Genomic DNA, 13,723 nt, shown 5'->3' on the forward strand with positions numbered 1-13,723 from the left:
GATGACGAACGCCGCGAAGAAACTGCGAGAAACTGCGCCGGGTGACGGCAACGGATCGTCCAGCGTGCTCCAGGAAGCAATGCAGAAGCTGGTCGGCACGGTGGCCGAAAAAGCGCTCTCGTCGGTCTCCGACAAGGTGCAGGGTGCGTCCGGACGGCTCACCGACTACGCCGAGGGTGGCGGCGGAAGCCTGCTGTCCGCGGTCACCGGAAACGGCAACGGCAACGGCAACGGTGACGGGGACGGGGACGGGGACGGGGACGAGAAGGGCGACGGCAAGTCACTGTTCTCCGGGTTGACGGACAAGGTGAAGGAGACGGCGTCGGATGTGAAGGACGCGGTCACTGGTGGTGGCGGTGGCGGTAGCGGTAAGGGCAAGAAGCTCAAGTTGACCAATATCGTCGAAACGATCGATGTCGGTGTCCCGGTCCAGCTGGCGTATAACCAGTGGACCCAATTCGCCGACTTTCCCTCCTTCATGAAGAAGGTCGAGCGGGTGGAGCAGGAGGCGGACGAGAAGCTCGAGTGGAAGGCTCAGATCTTCTTGTCGCACCGGACCTGGGAAGCGTCGATCATCGAGCAGGTCCCGGATGAGCGGATCGTGTGGCGTTCGAAGGGTGCCAAGGGTTTCATCGACGGGGCGGTGACGTTCCACGAGGTGACTCCCGATCTCACGCGCATCGTTCTGATCCTCGAGTATCACCCGAAGGGATTGTTCGAGAAGACGGGAAACCTGTGGCGTGCACAGGGACGACGAGCACGGCTGGAATTGAAACACTTTGCACGCCATGTCATGACACAGTCCATTCTCCATCCTGACGAAGTCGAGGGCTGGCGTGGAGAGATCCGGGACGGCGAGGTAGTCGAGCCCGAAGAGGACGAGGCGCAGCCGGAGGAGTCGGAAGAGCTCGAGGAAAGCGACGAGGCCGAGGGCGAGGAGCCTGAGGACGAAGAAGCCGAGGACGAAGAGGCCGAGGAAACCGACGAAGGCGAGACCGACGAAGGCGAGACCGAGGAAACGGATGAGGACGCCGGCGAGGAAGCAGACGAGGAGGAAGAAGCAGAAGCACCCCCGCCGCCGAAACGCCGAGGTCGCCCGCGCAAGACCGCGGCTGCCGCTGAGGATCAGGCCCCGAAACGGCGAGGTCGCCCGCGCAAGACTGCCGCGAAGACGGCGGGCTCGCGACAAGGAGCACGGCGATGACGGCGATACAACCGGCGGGGGGAGGTGGCGGCGGAGTCAGCGGCGGTCCCAGCTCGAGTAGCCTCGCCGACGTCATCGACACCATCCTCGACAAGGGTCTCGTCATCGACGCCTACGTGCGTGTCTCGCTGGTCGGCATCGAACTGCTGACGATCGACGCACGCGTCGTGGTCGCCAGTGTCGACACCTACCTGCGGTTCGCGGAGGCCGTGAACCGGCTCGAAATCGGCAGTGGCGAGCCGAAGGGCCTGACGGATCTCGTCGGGGACGTCACCGAGGGTGGTGCCAAGTCGAAGACCAAGGGCGCACTCGAGTCCGCGGGTGAGAAACTCGGCGACATCCTCGGCGGCGGGCAGGAAGAACCTGAGCGCGAACGGGTTTCGCGCAAGTCCACTCGAGGGGACAAGTGATGTCTACGTCAAACCAGAGCACCGACGCACCCGACGAGCCGCGCACCAGCGGTGTCTACGTGTACGGAATCGTGCCTGCCGATGTGGAAGCCGAAGAAGACGCGGTCGGCGTGTGTGACGGACCGGTCAGCACCGTCAAGCACGGCGACATCGCGGCGCTCGTGAGCGAAATTTCAGTGGACAGACCGCTCGGCAAGCCTGAGGACCTCCGAACCCATGCGCACGTGCTGGACGGCACGTCTCGGGTGGCACCGGTGCTCCCGCTTCGTTTCGGGGCGGTCATGACCGATGAGGACGCCGTCGCGGAGGAGTTACTCGCGGCACACGCCGAGGAGTTCGCCGCCGCGCTGGAGGAACTCGAAGGCCGGGCACAATACGTCGTGAAGGGACGATACGTCGAGGAGGCGATCCTCCGGGAAATAATCGAAGAGAACGAACAGGCGAGCAAGCTGCTCGGCACGATCCGAGATCAGCCCGAGGAGACCACCCGCGACGCCCGGATGGCCCTCGGCGAGATCGTGGGCAACGCCATCGAGGCCAAACGCGACGAAGACACCCGGAAGGTGGTCGAGGCACTCGACTCGCTGTCCGACTCGGTCAACGTCCGGGAACCGACTCATGAGGAGGAGGCTGCGCAAGTAGCCGTCCTCGTCGAAGTCGCGCGGCAGGAAGAACTCGAGAAGGCAGTGGGAGAACTGGCCGAGCAGTGGGACGGCCGAGTCGACATGCGCCTGCTCGGACCGCTCGCCGCCTACGACTTCGTGGTGACGCAGAAACCGGAGGGCTGACCGATGGGTCTGCTGTCGTTCATCGCCACCCTGCCACTCGCCCCCGTTCGCGGGGTGATCTCGCTGGCCGAGTTGATACAGCGACAGGTCGAGGAGGAAGTCCACAATCCCGCGAGTGCGCGCCGCGCTCTCGAGGAGCTGGAGGACGCCCGTGCGGCAGGCGAGATCTCCGCCGAGGAGGAAGAGCAGGCACAGCAGGCCATCCTCGATCGAATGACCGGAACAGCACATCCCACCGGTCCGGAAAAGGAGTGACGGGCGATGGCAGAAGAGGAGCCACCACCGTTGCCGGCACCCGAGATCGCCGAGATCGCGACGCGTGACATTGCGCAGTTGACCGGCAAGAAACCACTGGGTGCGACATCGGTCATGCCGACCGACGACGGCTGGACGGTGGAGGTGGAGGTAGTCGAGGACCGGCGAATACCGTCGTCGACGGACATGCTCGCGATGTACGAGGTGGTGTTGGATCTGGACGGAGAGCTGTTGTCCTACCGCAGAACCCGCCGCTACATCCGCGGTGTCGGTGACAGCGGGAGCGCGCAGTCATGACGATCGCCGGCGGCGGCGCGAGCAACCTTCCGCAGAGTTCGGGCGGCGGAATGGGCGGTGGGCACCAGTCGACGAACCTCGGCGAGATCCTCGAGCGCGTACTCGACAAGGGGCTCGTGATCGCTGGAGACATCCAGGTCAACCTGCTCGACATCGAACTGCTGACCATCAAGGTGCGACTGGTGATCGCCTCGCTGGAAACCGCGAAGGAGGTGGGCATCGATTGGTGGGAGCACGACCCCTGGCTGACCGGCAGGAACAGCGACGTCGAACTCGAGAACCGGAAGCTGCGGGAGCGGATCGCCGAACTCGAGTCCGGCAGGTCTGTTCGCCCTGCCGTCGAGGCCGCCGAAACGGTCGAGGTGGAGGCGAAACGTCAGGAGCAAGACGATGACCGCGGATGACGGTGTCTGGCTGTACAGCATCACCACCGACAGCATCGGCGACGCACAACTCGCCGGGGTCACCGGCGTGGCCGGCGAGCCGGTCCGCGCGGTGGCATCGGCGGGTCTCGTCGCGGTGGTGGGGACAGTGAGCCTGAGCGAATTCGGGCAGGACCCGCTGCAGCGCAACCTCGAGGACCTCGACTGGCTCGCGGCAACCGCGAGAGCACACGACGCCGTGGTGGCTGCCGTGCTACGCCACGGTCCCACCGTTCCATTGCGGTTGGCGACCCTCTACCTCGACGACGATCGCGTTCGCCTCCTCCTCGACGAACGACAGGAGGAGTTCGGCGCAACGCTGCGTCGGGTGACCGGACGAAGCGAGTGGGGTGTCAAAGCGTACGGAGACGCGAAGGCTTTGGCGCAGAACGTGAAGGAGGAGCCTTCCGCGACGGGTGCGGCGGGCAAGGGGACCGCGTATCTCCTGCGTCGTCGTGCGGAGTTGAGCGCACAGCAAGACGTGGAACGCCGGGCGGCCGGCCACGCGGACGAGATTCACTCCGCGCTCCGGGGCCATGCCGTCGACGGGGTTCGACGGCAAGTCACCGATCCGGTGCTGACCGGGAAACGGGCCTGGATGATCTTCAACGGCACCTACCTCGTGGACAACGCACGGGTCGACGACTTCGCTGCGCTCGTGTCGGCACTCGACACCGAACGCCCGGGCATCACACTGGATCTGACCGGACCGTGGCCGCCGTACTCCTTCGCCGGGATCGACGGGTGAGCACATGAGCGAGATGGTCCCCGGGGACGACACTCGCCGCATCGCGCTCGTCGATCTGCTCGATCGGGTGCTCGGCGGTGGTGTCGTCATCACCGGTGAGATCACCCTGTCGCTCGCCGACGTCGACATGGTCCGGATCTCGCTGCGCACACTCATCGCTTCGGTCAGCGCACTCGTCCCCGACCCGGTCGGGCCGGAGCCCGCCGATGACTGAACCCGACCCCGTCGATTCGGATGCACCGACCGACATCGGTCGCCGGGTTCTGCCGCAGCGAATCGACGCCGACCCCGAATCCGTCGAGAAGGGCCTGGTCACCCTGGTCCTGACGATCGTCGAACTACTGCGCCAATTGATGGAACGGCAGGCGATACGCCGAGTCGAGCACGGCGATCTCAGCGACGAGCAGATCGAACGCATCGGCACGACACTCATGCTGCTCGAGGAGCGAATGGCAGAGTTGCGTGAGCATTTCGATCTCATGCCCGAGGATCTGAACATCGATCTCGGACCGCTGGGGCCGCTGCTGTCGAACGAATAGTCCGGACTCACCGAGGTTCGATCAATGTTTGAAAGCGTTCTTGATCTTCTTGCCCGCGTCCTTGAACTTGTCTCCCATCTGCTTGGTGTTGCCCTTGGCCTGTTCCTTGCTCCCCTCCGCCTCGAGGTGGGCATTCCCCGTAGCCCTGCCGACAGCCTTCTTGGCGGCGCCTTCGGCGGTTTCGACCTTGTGCCGGATCTTCTTTCCCATGTTCATGACGACGTCCTGTCCTCCGCGATCGCTTCTGTTCTCCGAGATCACCAACTTCAGTCAACTCGCACACAGCGCCGCTGTCGAGAACCGCGATTGCATCGTCACCGTCGCAGCAACAACGCACTGTCTCCGAACTCGTGCCACAGGTAGCCACGTGCGAGCGCCTCGTCGTAGGCGCGACGGACGGCCTTCTCTCCCACCACCGATTCGAGCAGCATGAGATGCGACGCCCCCGGTGCGTGCCAGCCCGTGATCAGGCCGTCCACGACCCGGGTCGGCCTCTCCGCACTCAGAACCAGGCCCGTCCAGCCGGCGCCCGCCACCGCCATGCCGCCCGAAGTGGCCTCGGTCTCGAGCGCCCTGGTCACGGTGGTTCCGACCGCGATGACGCGGCCTCCGGCGGCACGCCGGTCGTTGACCAGCCGCGCCGTCTGCTCCGGCACCTCGAACCGCTCCGGGATCGGCGGTTCCCCTCGCTCCGGCGAGGAGACCCCCGTGTGCAGCAGGATCGGTGCCACCACCACCCCCGAGGTCACCAAGTCGGTAACCATCGGATGGGTGAACGGCCGGGCGGCGCTGGCCATCTCGGCGCTTCCACCGGTGTGGCCGAAGATCGTCTGGTACGAGGACAGGGGCCAGCGTTCGTGGACGTACGCGTAGGTAATCGGACGACCCGAGGTGGCGAGCAGTTCCGCGGCTACGTCCGCGATGCCGTCGATCGAGGCCCGCCACAACCTGGTCGACCCGAGGGGCCAGGGTTCCACGAGCGTCGCAACGACGCCGCGCGGCAGAACGATCCGCGCTCCCGCCGCGACCGTGTCGAGGGCGCCGGAGACCGGTCCCGGCGCTCGCACCTCGACCGCCCAGTCCCCGTCCTCGAGAGCGGTGGAGAAGTGCACGACCACAGGTCCGACCGCGTCGACGGTCCCGTCCACCGCCGCGGCCAATGTCGACGACGCGTTCACCACCACCACGTCACCCGGGCGGAGGAAGCGTGGCAGGTCGTGGAATCTGCTGTGTTCCAACCTGCCCCGGTCGGAGACCAGCAGTCGCACCGAGTCGCGCAGCAACCCCCGGCTCTCCGGTGGACCACTCGCCTCCAATCGCTGTGGCAGCACGAACCGGAACTCGGCCGCGGAGGTGGCCCGTGCACGCGTCACGACGACACCCCCGGGTTCGCTGCGACCGCGAGGTCCGCCGCACGGTACCGGCCGCTGGGTGGGCTCGTGTCGAGCAAACTCAGCAGCGCAGGAACCACGGTCTCCGGATCGGGCCGATCCGAGATGTCCTCGCCGGGGAACGCCGCCTGATGCATCTCCGTGCGCATGTCGCCGGGATCGAATGCATAGACCGCCAGGCCGGGTTCCTCCACCGCCAGCACCGCGGACGCGTGGTCGAGCGCCGCCTTCGCCGCCCCGTAACCGCCCCAGCCCGCATACGCCTCGACCGCGGCATCCGACGAAATGTTGATCACGGTCCCGCCCGGGTCCCGCACATGTTCGATCAGCGCGGCGATCAATGCGAGCGGGGCGAGCACATCGGTCGCGAAGACCTGCGCCAATGCGTCCTCCGGGTACTCGGCGAGGGAGGGCATCGGGCTGGGCCCGAGCGCACTGGCGTTGTTGAGCAACAGGTCCAGTCGCCCCCGCGCCGCGATCTCGACGGCGATGCGCTCGCGGTGCCCCGGATCGGTCACGTCACCGGGGAGCGCGGTGACGGTGTGTGCCCGCGCGGCAACCCGATCGAGCGGTTCGACCCGCCTCCCGGTGACGATCACCTCCCAGCCGCGCTCCGCGAGCGCGAGCGCGCTCGCCCGTCCCAGCCCTGCCGATCCTCCTGTGATCAGCGCCGTCCTGGTGCCGTTCATCGCAGACTCCTTGCCTCCTGTGACATCTGCGACCATCGTGAAACCTAAAGTCCACTTCATGTCAAGGACGGCAGGCTACAGCTCGAATTCCTCCGGTGGCGCCGGGCGCCGGGCGTCGGGCCCCCGGACGTGCTGCCGACGTCTCACCGGGCCGACCCGCCCGTCGGCTGGATCCGCTCGATGGTCGCGAACCAGGCCGGTGCGCCGTTGTCGTGGAATCTCGTCTCGATCCGATCCGGTTCGATGGCGGCGACCTTCCATCCATCGCCTGGGTCGAACGCCGCTCTCAGCTCCTCCCGGCTGACGGGGTGCGGGCCGGTATCGGGACCAGCGTCGCTGAAGCACAACACATACACGGTTCCGCCGGGTTCGGTCACCGACGCCACACTCGCCACGTAGCGTGGTCGCTCGGCGGCGTCGAACGTGTGGAACAGTCCGCAGTCCAGTACGGTGTCGAACCGGCGCCCCATTCTGTCCAACTGGAACGCGTCGGCCAGCGCGAACTCGACCTCGATCCGACGGTCGTGGGCCTTCTCCCTGGCGATCGCCAGTGCCGTCTCGGCCACGTCGACGCCCAGAACCTGGAATCCCAGGGAGGCGACGTGAAGAGCGTTCTCGCCGGTGCCGCATCCCGCATCGAGCACCGCTCCGGCGAATCCGCCTTCGGATGCCACCCGCACGACCGCCGGCTGCGGCCGGCCGACATCCCACGGCGCAGGGCCCTCGTGGTACGACGCATCCCAGGGCCGTCCTGTCATGCGTTCGTGGCTGGTTGGCTGCCGACCGATGAACGGATCGTCGGCGAGGGGACCTGATCGCTCCGACACTTCGACGCCTCCCTGAAACGGATCGTGCCACCTCATCTTGGCACGGCACTGCGCGGTTCTCGACCCTCGACACCGCGACTGCTTGCCCCACCGACACGGTTAGATTGTTCGAATGTCTTAACATATAATCCAGATATGAGCACAACTATCGGAATCGTCGGATACGGGCTGGGCGGCCGCTACTTCCATGCGCCGTTCGTCGAAGCGGCAGAGGGAATCGCACTGGGCGGCATCGTGACCCGCTCCGCCTCACGGGTCGCCCAGGCTGCCGCCGACTTCCCCGGAGTGCCGGTGTTCTCGAGCCTCGGCGAACTCATCGACTCCGGCGTCGATGCCGTCACGATCACCACGCCACCGCAGACGCGGCGCGAACTCGTGCTCGAGGCAATCGGGCGTGGTGTGCACGTGATCGCGGACAAGCCGTTCGCGCCGGATGTCGAGACGGCCCGCGAGCTGGTAGCAGCCGCAGAGGACGCCGGCGTGCTGCTCAGCGTCTATCACAACCGTCGATACGACGCCGACATCCGTACCCTGAAGTCGGTGTTGCCGCGACTCGGCGACATCTGGCGTGTCGAGTCCCATTTCGACCTGGACGGTGCCGACACACTCGAAGCAGGCCCGACCGGTGGGTTGCTGCGCGACATCGGCGCACACGTCGTCGACCAGATGCTGTGGTTGTTCGGGCCGGCGGAGCGGGTCGACGCCCACCTCGATTACGTCGATCGGCCGGAGGGGCGCACCGACGCCGGCTTCGTCGTCAACATCGCTCACTGCAGCGGGGTCTATTCGAGCGTCTCGTCGAGCAAGGTCAACCATCTCGAGGGGCGGCGGCTGCGCGCGTTCGGCAGCGTGGGCGCCTATGTGGCGGACGGTACGGACGTGCAGGCACAGGCTCTCTTCGCGGGGTCGCGGCCCGTTGACGATCCCACCGGATGGGGTTACGAACGACGGGAACGGTGGGGCGTCCTCCACACAGCGGATGGCGCGGAAACGGTTCCGTCGCAGCGGGGTGCGTATCAGGACTACTACACGGAATTCGCGGCCGCCGTTGCCGGCAGCGGCACACAACCGGTGCCTGCCCGCACCGCGCTCGGCACCATCGCGGTGTTGGCGGCGGCGCGGGAGGCCGCGGAGAGCGGCAACACGGTCGTCGTGCAGTCCGTCGACTGACCGGAGGCGACTTCGGCAGCACTCGCGTCGGTTCAGGGCTCGCGTCGGTGAGGGGCTCAGGACGCGGAATCGAAAAATTCGGCGACAGCCTTGCTGAACGGATGTGGTCGTTCCATGTTCGTCGCGTGGCCCGCGCGCGGAACGACGCTCGACGCTCCGTTCGGTGCGAGTGCCGCAGCCGCTACGGCGTGTGCTGACGGCCAGTACTCGCTGTCGGAACCGGCGACGAAGAGCACCGGAATCCCGTCCGCAAAGAACGTGCCGACCTCCTCCTGGTCGTAGCCGTAGAACCCGTACGCCCACTCCGGCGTATTGAGCATTCGCGGGGTCTGATCGACCACAACCGCGGCGCGAAGCCGCCCCCGTGCCGTACGAGTCGACGTACGACGAGATCGTGTTTGCGCCCATCGAGCCTCCGACTATTGCCACACCCTGCAGGTCGAGTTCCTCGATGAGCGCGTGCACGAATCCGGCGCGTGTCTGCATCGTCGTTCCGTGCGGCGTGGCCGGAGTCGTCCCGTGACCGGCAGATCCACAGCGATGACGCGGTGGCCGGCCTCGATCAGCGACGGGATCTGATACCGCCACGACGTGGCGGGGGCTCTGAAACCCGCCAGCAACATCACGCTCGACGAGGAGCTGCCGTCACCGTGCACGGTGTAGTCGATCCGAGCCCCGCCAGATTCGATGGAAGGCACTGCTTCTCCTATCCCCCAACAGTTCCCGGCTGACGCGCCGTGGTGCCCGCCTGCGGTCACTGCGACGGTAGTACGGACTCGGGAATCCATCCATGGAGAACATCTCCACTCCGGGACGGTTTCACTGTGGAACCAAAATTCCTGGACTGTCGGGTGTAACGTTCCGGGCCCTCGCAGACACCATTCGAGTAGCTGTGGACGTTGGGCCCACGCATTCGAACAGGACACTACGAAATGCACATCTCACTTCCCCACTCCGAGACTTCGCACGCGGCGAATCCGTCGGGCGCAGTGAACCGTCTCCCTCGAATCCCCCTGCGAAACCGGTTCGCCACGGCCGCCGTCGCCGCCGCGATCGCCGTCATCCCCCTCGGAGCCGCCACCACCATCGCGACAGCGGCCGAACACCCCGTGACGACAGTCGCCGCACCCACCATCCCCGGCGATCGTGGTGACCACGGTGACGGCCCCCGCCACGACCGACAACGCGACCAACGGCAAGAACGCCGAGACCAGAGCATGACGCTCGACGAACTCCTCGTCGGATGGAACAGCAGCCAGATCTACCAGATGTGATGACGCTTGACCGAGGACGGCGCCAGGATTCGTCGTCCTCGGTTCCGCATGCCTTCCCCCATCAGCGTGGAGTGGATTCCGATCGTCGCTCGTAGCGCGAGCGAGCCAGGGCGTGCGCACGGCACAGCAACGCCCGCGTGACTTCGCCTGTGCGCGAGCCGGGGTCGATGACTGCCAGCCAGGCCAGTGAGCCATAGACGGGATGCGCGATGACGGTGTCGGGCGCACCGGCGTCGACGTCGGCGACGCCCTGCTCTCGCGGCGTGTGGCCGGTTGCCTCGATGAACGCCTCCTTCCCGGCATGGATGTTCACCCGGAATGCACCCGCGCGGTCCAGACCCGAGCTTTCGTCGCCGGGGTAGTTCTTGGTGACGATGGTGGCGAAGGGCTGGGTCCTGTCGGGAACGATCCGATCCGGTGAGTAGTAGAAGAAGGCGTCACCCCAGCTGATCTCCGGCGAACCGTCGCCGGGGGCAGGCCTGAGCGTCAGAACATCGCCGAGGCCTTCGACGAAGTCGATGATGTCGTCCATGGTCATAGCTTCCAGCGTTTCATTAAAGTGCTTGTGGAGACCTCGACCAGCAAACGTAGGAGAATACGGTGCCAAGTCTCCAATCGCGTCATCTGCGGACCGTGGATGTCGCCCGGCGCGCCGGGTGCTCCGTGCAGCACGTGCGCAACCTCGAACGCGACGGGGTGCTGCCTCCCGCAACCCGCACAGCCACCGGATACCGGATCTACACCGACGTGCATGTGCAGTCCGCGCTCGCCTATCGGGAACTCGCCATCGGCGCCGGCCCGGTGGAAGCCAAACGGATCGTGCGCAGCGTGCACACGTGCCCGGCCGCGACAACGGTCGCCCTCCTCGATGCCGCACACGCCCGACTCCACACGGAACGAACCGAACTCGCGCTGGCGAAGCAGGCCGCCGAGCTGATCTCGACCGAGCCTGTCGACGACGTGCAGGCATCCGACTGGATGAGCGTGAGTGAACTCGCCGTCGCCCTCGGTCTCCGCCCCTCCACGTTGCGGCACTGGGACGCAGAGGGACTCGTCGTCCCGGACCGGGACACACCCACAGGAGCGCGCCGATACTCCCCTTCGCAGGTCCGCGACGCTCGCGTCGTGCATCAGCTACGCAAGGCCGGTTACCGCATCGCACCTCTCCACGCGGTCATGTCACAACTCGGGCACACACCCGGATCGGGTGACATCGGCGCCGCGCTCGCTGCCCGCGACCAGGCCACCACGGCCCGCTCCCGAGCCTTGCTCGACGCAACCGCTGCCCTCACCGTGCTCCTCGCACTCCGAGATGGGGTGGTCAGTGCGCGCGCGACAACACCGCCACCAGAAAGTCGGAATCCTCGCTGAACGGGCGCAGATCCCACGTCGAGAACAGCAGATCCGCCGTGAGACCGCTCGCCTGCGCGTCCGCGAGGAATTGGGAGAACTCGTAGCCCCGGTCGGCGCCGAACCCCACAACCACTCGGCCGGTCGGGGCGAGATGAGCGGCGAATCCCGTCAGCACCGCCTCCCGGGTCGACGGCGCCAGGAAAGTCATCACGTTGCCCGCACAGACGATGACCTCGAAATCGGCGGTCACACCACGGGCCGGCAGATCCAACTCCGCGAGATCACCGACCAGCCACGTCGGACCGGGGTGATCCTCCTCTGCCACGGAGATGAGCACCGGATCCACATCGACACCCACCACGACATGACCGGCATCGTGCAAGTAGCCGCCGAGACGGCCCAGTCCGCACCCCGCGTCGAGTACCCGACCGCCGCGGCCGAGCATCGCATCGACCAGCCGCGCCTCCCCTACGATGTCCTTGCCCTGCGCCTCCATGGCACGGAACCGCTCGACGTACCACATCGAATGCCCCGGGTCGGCTGCTGTGATCTCCTCCCACTGGCTGGGGATGCGCTCCTCGGGGGTGCGTGCACTCATTACCGATTCCTCCTCGATCCGGCCCGCTCGGCGAGCCACTGCAACCGTATGCGACACCACCTCGGCACCCACCCGCAGCCCAAGGGTGTTGCGCCGACGCGACAGTCTCGATCAGCGGGATGCCGGGGCCGACGCGGCCGGTCCTCCGAGGAAGATCGAGCCATGCCCGAGTCCGTTCCCGACCGCGTCGAGATCACCGACCGCCTGCACGTCGTGGTCGACCTGCTCGACACGAAGGACTGGCCGGGGCTTGCGGCGACGCTCACCGACGATGTCGTGGCCTATGGGCGGGCGGGGCCGGTGGACGTGGTCGCGCGCGTCCGCTCCCACCTCGACGTCTGCGGCGCCACCCAGCACCTGCTCGGCAACATCCGCGTCGACGTCGACGTCGACGGTGACGGGGCGCGCACTCGATCCTATTTCCGGGCGTTTCACGTCGGCCTCGGCGAACGCGCCGACGCGACGTACGAATGCCTCGGCGAGTACCGCGACGAATGGCGACGCGGACCGTCGGGCTGGTTGCTGGCCGGGCGGGTGATCGACGTCCGCGCCGAGATCGGCGACCGCGGTGTCATCGCGTCCCTGAGCTGAACCCCGTCGACGGCTCAGCTGTGGTCCCCGCACACCGCGGATGCCGGGTCCGGTGCGCAGATCTGCTGCCAGGTGTAGAAGCCGGAGTTGACCACGACGTCGAGGTTGTCCTTCGTGATGTTCTGCACGGGCAGGAACACCGTTGGCACGGCCATGTACTGGTTGTCGATCGTGCCGTTGACCATCTCCTCCGAAATGCCGTCACCGTGCAGGATCGACGTGGTCAGCTGCGCCGCGACCTTCGCCTGATCGGACAGGTTCTTGAAGATCGTGTTGTCGAGGGTTCCCTGTGCGATCAGTTGCAGCGCAGCGAGATTGGCGTCCTGTCCGCCGGTGACCGGGATCCGCCCGGCGAGCCCGCGGCCTGCCAGTGCCGCGACGATTCCGCCTGCCAGGTCGTCGTTCATGGTGACGAACAGCGCGATGTCGTTGTTCTCACGGGCCAGGCATTCCTCGGCGAATGCCTGACCTCCGGCCGGGTCCCAGTCGTCGATCGCGGTCTCGCAGACCACGCGGATCTTGCCGCTGTCGGCGAGCGGCTGCAGATACTCGTCCTGACCGAGCCGAAATTGACGGGTTCCGTATTCACCGAAGTTTCCCTCCACCCGGGCGATCTTCACCCCGTCGCCGGGCATCGCGGCGATCAGATCCGCGGCGCGGCTCCCCTGCCGTCGGCCGACCTCGAGTGGATCGAAGATCACCTGAACGTCTGCCGGTCCACCGACCGCGTCATGGTCGTAGAGCACCACCGGAACGTTCGCCTCGCCGGCGGCGGTCAAGGCTCCACCCGAGAACCTCGCGTCCGTGGAGATCAGCACGAGCACGGAAGCGCCCTCCGCGATCGCCGACTCGACCTGGCTCTGCTGACGGGCGGGATCGCCCTCGGCGTTGCGAACCGTGACCGCCGCCTCCGGCGCGAACAACTCCAGGAAGTCGGTGAACAGGGGTTCGTCTCGCTCCACGAATCGGGTGGTCGTCGTGTTCGGCAAGAGAAAGAAAACCTTCTCCGGTGCCTCGTCGCCCTGCGGCGCAGGGGCCGCGCAGGCCCCGAGCGCCACCGCTGCGACCGCGGCCGCGACGGAGAACGCGCGCACCCTTCGCTTCATGAGCTTGTCTTCACGAGCCGTGACCTCCAGCGTGATCGTGCCCAGTCTGGAGGTACCCGCG

Annotated in this window: 21 protein-coding genes; 13 read left to right on the forward strand and 8 right to left on the reverse strand. The window is 66.7% G+C overall.

Features of this window, described 5'->3' with window-relative positions:
* The first annotated feature begins 1 nt into the window (after window position 1).
* The 9 genes from QM841_RS14670 to QM841_RS14710 are packed head-to-tail and all read left to right on the forward strand — an operon-like array spanning window position 2 to window position 4,663.
* A complete protein-coding gene (locus QM841_RS14670; protein ID WP_283332518.1) occupies window positions 2-1,204 on the forward strand; it encodes an SRPBCC family protein in 1,203 nt (400 codons plus the stop codon).
* Complete coding sequence (gene gvpJ / locus QM841_RS14675; protein ID WP_005246459.1) at window positions 1,201-1,614, forward strand: gas vesicle protein GvpJ; 414 nt, start codon at window positions 1,201-1,203, stop codon at window positions 1,612-1,614. Before QM841_RS14670 ends, gvpJ begins: the two co-directional genes overlap by 4 nt.
* A complete protein-coding gene (locus QM841_RS14680) occupies window positions 1,614-2,402 on the forward strand; it encodes a GvpL/GvpF family gas vesicle protein (RefSeq protein WP_280784482.1) in 789 nt (262 codons plus the stop codon). The genes gvpJ and QM841_RS14680 overlap by 1 nt, the downstream gene beginning before the upstream one ends.
* Window positions 2,403-2,405: 3 nt before the next feature.
* Window positions 2,406-2,657, forward strand: coding sequence for a gas vesicle protein GvpG (locus QM841_RS14685; RefSeq protein ID WP_280784483.1), 252 nt, complete (start codon window positions 2,406-2,408; stop codon window positions 2,655-2,657).
* Between the two features lie 6 nt (window positions 2,658-2,663).
* Entirely contained in the window at window positions 2,664-2,954 is a 291-nt protein-coding gene (locus tag QM841_RS14690) for a gas vesicle protein GvpO (RefSeq protein ID WP_280784484.1), read from the forward strand.
* Window positions 2,951-3,358 carry a gas vesicle protein gene (locus QM841_RS14695; RefSeq protein ID WP_283332520.1) on the forward strand — a complete coding sequence of 136 codons (408 nt, stop codon included), beginning with the start codon at window positions 2,951-2,953 and terminating at the stop codon, window positions 3,356-3,358. The genes QM841_RS14690 and QM841_RS14695 overlap by 4 nt, the downstream gene beginning before the upstream one ends.
* Window positions 3,345-4,124: a GvpL/GvpF family gas vesicle protein gene (locus QM841_RS14700; RefSeq protein WP_283332521.1), complete on the forward strand. Its 780-nt coding sequence runs from the start codon at window positions 3,345-3,347 to the stop codon at window positions 4,122-4,124. The genes QM841_RS14695 and QM841_RS14700 overlap by 14 nt, the downstream gene beginning before the upstream one ends.
* A gap of 4 nt (window positions 4,125-4,128) precedes the next feature.
* Entirely contained in the window at window positions 4,129-4,338 is a 210-nt protein-coding gene (locus QM841_RS14705; RefSeq protein WP_283332522.1) for a gas vesicle protein, read from the forward strand.
* Window positions 4,331-4,663 (forward strand): gas vesicle protein K, encoded by a 333-nt coding sequence (locus tag QM841_RS14710; protein ID WP_280784487.1) that lies wholly within the window; start codon window positions 4,331-4,333, stop codon window positions 4,661-4,663. Before QM841_RS14705 ends, QM841_RS14710 begins: the two co-directional genes overlap by 8 nt.
* A gap of 21 nt (window positions 4,664-4,684) precedes the next feature.
* On the opposite strand, the gene QM841_RS14715 is transcribed toward QM841_RS14710, so the two are convergent.
* From QM841_RS14715 to QM841_RS14730, 4 genes are all read right to left on the reverse strand, one after another.
* Complete coding sequence (locus QM841_RS14715; RefSeq protein WP_280784488.1) at window positions 4,685-4,879, reverse strand: CsbD family protein; 195 nt, start codon at window positions 4,877-4,879, stop codon at window positions 4,685-4,687.
* Between the two features lie 98 nt (window positions 4,880-4,977).
* A complete protein-coding gene (locus tag QM841_RS14720; RefSeq protein ID WP_283332524.1) occupies window positions 4,978-6,036 on the reverse strand; it encodes an S-adenosylmethionine:tRNA ribosyltransferase-isomerase in 1,059 nt (352 codons plus the stop codon).
* On the reverse strand, window positions 6,033-6,743 hold the full coding sequence (locus QM841_RS14725) for an SDR family NAD(P)-dependent oxidoreductase (RefSeq protein ID WP_283332525.1): 711 nt from the start codon (window positions 6,741-6,743) through the stop codon (window positions 6,033-6,035). Before QM841_RS14725 ends, QM841_RS14720 begins: the two co-directional genes overlap by 4 nt.
* Window positions 6,744-6,886: 143 nt before the next feature.
* The gene (locus QM841_RS14730; RefSeq protein WP_283332526.1) at window positions 6,887-7,501 is read right to left on the reverse strand and encodes a class I SAM-dependent methyltransferase; all 615 of its coding nucleotides are present in this window, start codon (window positions 7,499-7,501) and stop codon (window positions 6,887-6,889) included.
* Between the two features lie 204 nt (window positions 7,502-7,705).
* Here QM841_RS14730 and QM841_RS14735 point away from each other — a divergent pair, with 204 nt between their 5' ends.
* A complete protein-coding gene (locus tag QM841_RS14735) occupies window positions 7,706-8,740 on the forward strand; it encodes a Gfo/Idh/MocA family oxidoreductase (protein ID WP_283332527.1) in 1,035 nt (344 codons plus the stop codon).
* Between the two features lie 56 nt (window positions 8,741-8,796).
* Here the strand turns inward: QM841_RS14735 and QM841_RS14740 are convergent, their stop codons facing one another.
* The gene (locus QM841_RS14740; RefSeq protein WP_283332528.1) at window positions 8,797-9,060 is read right to left on the reverse strand and encodes an alpha/beta fold hydrolase; all 264 of its coding nucleotides are present in this window, start codon (window positions 9,058-9,060) and stop codon (window positions 8,797-8,799) included.
* 669 nt (window positions 9,061-9,729) lie between these two features.
* Between QM841_RS14740 and QM841_RS14745 the strand changes: the two genes are divergently transcribed.
* Window positions 9,730-10,014: a hypothetical protein gene (locus QM841_RS14745; RefSeq protein WP_283332529.1), complete on the forward strand. Its 285-nt coding sequence runs from the start codon at window positions 9,730-9,732 to the stop codon at window positions 10,012-10,014.
* 61 nt (window positions 10,015-10,075) lie between these two features.
* Here the strand turns inward: QM841_RS14745 and QM841_RS14750 are convergent, their stop codons facing one another.
* Window positions 10,076-10,552 (reverse strand): DUF6194 family protein, encoded by a 477-nt coding sequence (locus QM841_RS14750; RefSeq protein WP_280784495.1) that lies wholly within the window; start codon window positions 10,550-10,552, stop codon window positions 10,076-10,078.
* 62 nt (window positions 10,553-10,614) lie between these two features.
* On the opposite strand from QM841_RS14750, the gene QM841_RS14755 reads away from it, so the two are divergent.
* Window positions 10,615-11,385, forward strand: coding sequence for a MerR family transcriptional regulator (locus QM841_RS14755; protein WP_283332531.1), 771 nt, complete (start codon window positions 10,615-10,617; stop codon window positions 11,383-11,385).
* Here QM841_RS14755 and QM841_RS14760 read toward each other — a convergent pair.
* On the reverse strand, window positions 11,336-11,965 hold the full coding sequence (locus QM841_RS14760; protein ID WP_280784497.1) for a class I SAM-dependent methyltransferase: 630 nt from the start codon (window positions 11,963-11,965) through the stop codon (window positions 11,336-11,338). The two genes, QM841_RS14755 and QM841_RS14760, sit on opposite strands and share 50 nt — an antisense overlap.
* 162 nt (window positions 11,966-12,127) lie before the next feature.
* On the opposite strand from QM841_RS14760, the gene QM841_RS14765 reads away from it, so the two are divergent.
* Window positions 12,128-12,556: a nuclear transport factor 2 family protein gene (locus QM841_RS14765; protein WP_283332532.1), complete on the forward strand. Its 429-nt coding sequence runs from the start codon at window positions 12,128-12,130 to the stop codon at window positions 12,554-12,556.
* A 14-nt stretch (window positions 12,557-12,570) separates the two neighbouring features.
* Here QM841_RS14765 and QM841_RS14770 read toward each other — a convergent pair whose 3' ends face one another.
* Entirely contained in the window at window positions 12,571-13,662 is a 1,092-nt protein-coding gene (locus QM841_RS14770) for a substrate-binding domain-containing protein (protein WP_283332533.1), read from the reverse strand.
* Window positions 13,663-13,723 lie beyond the last annotated feature (61 nt).

Source organism: Rhodococcus sp. IEGM 1307, assembly GCF_030056915.1.
GTDB classification, from domain to species: domain Bacteria; phylum Actinomycetota; class Actinomycetes; order Mycobacteriales; family Mycobacteriaceae; genus Rhodococcus_F; species Rhodococcus_F opacus_D.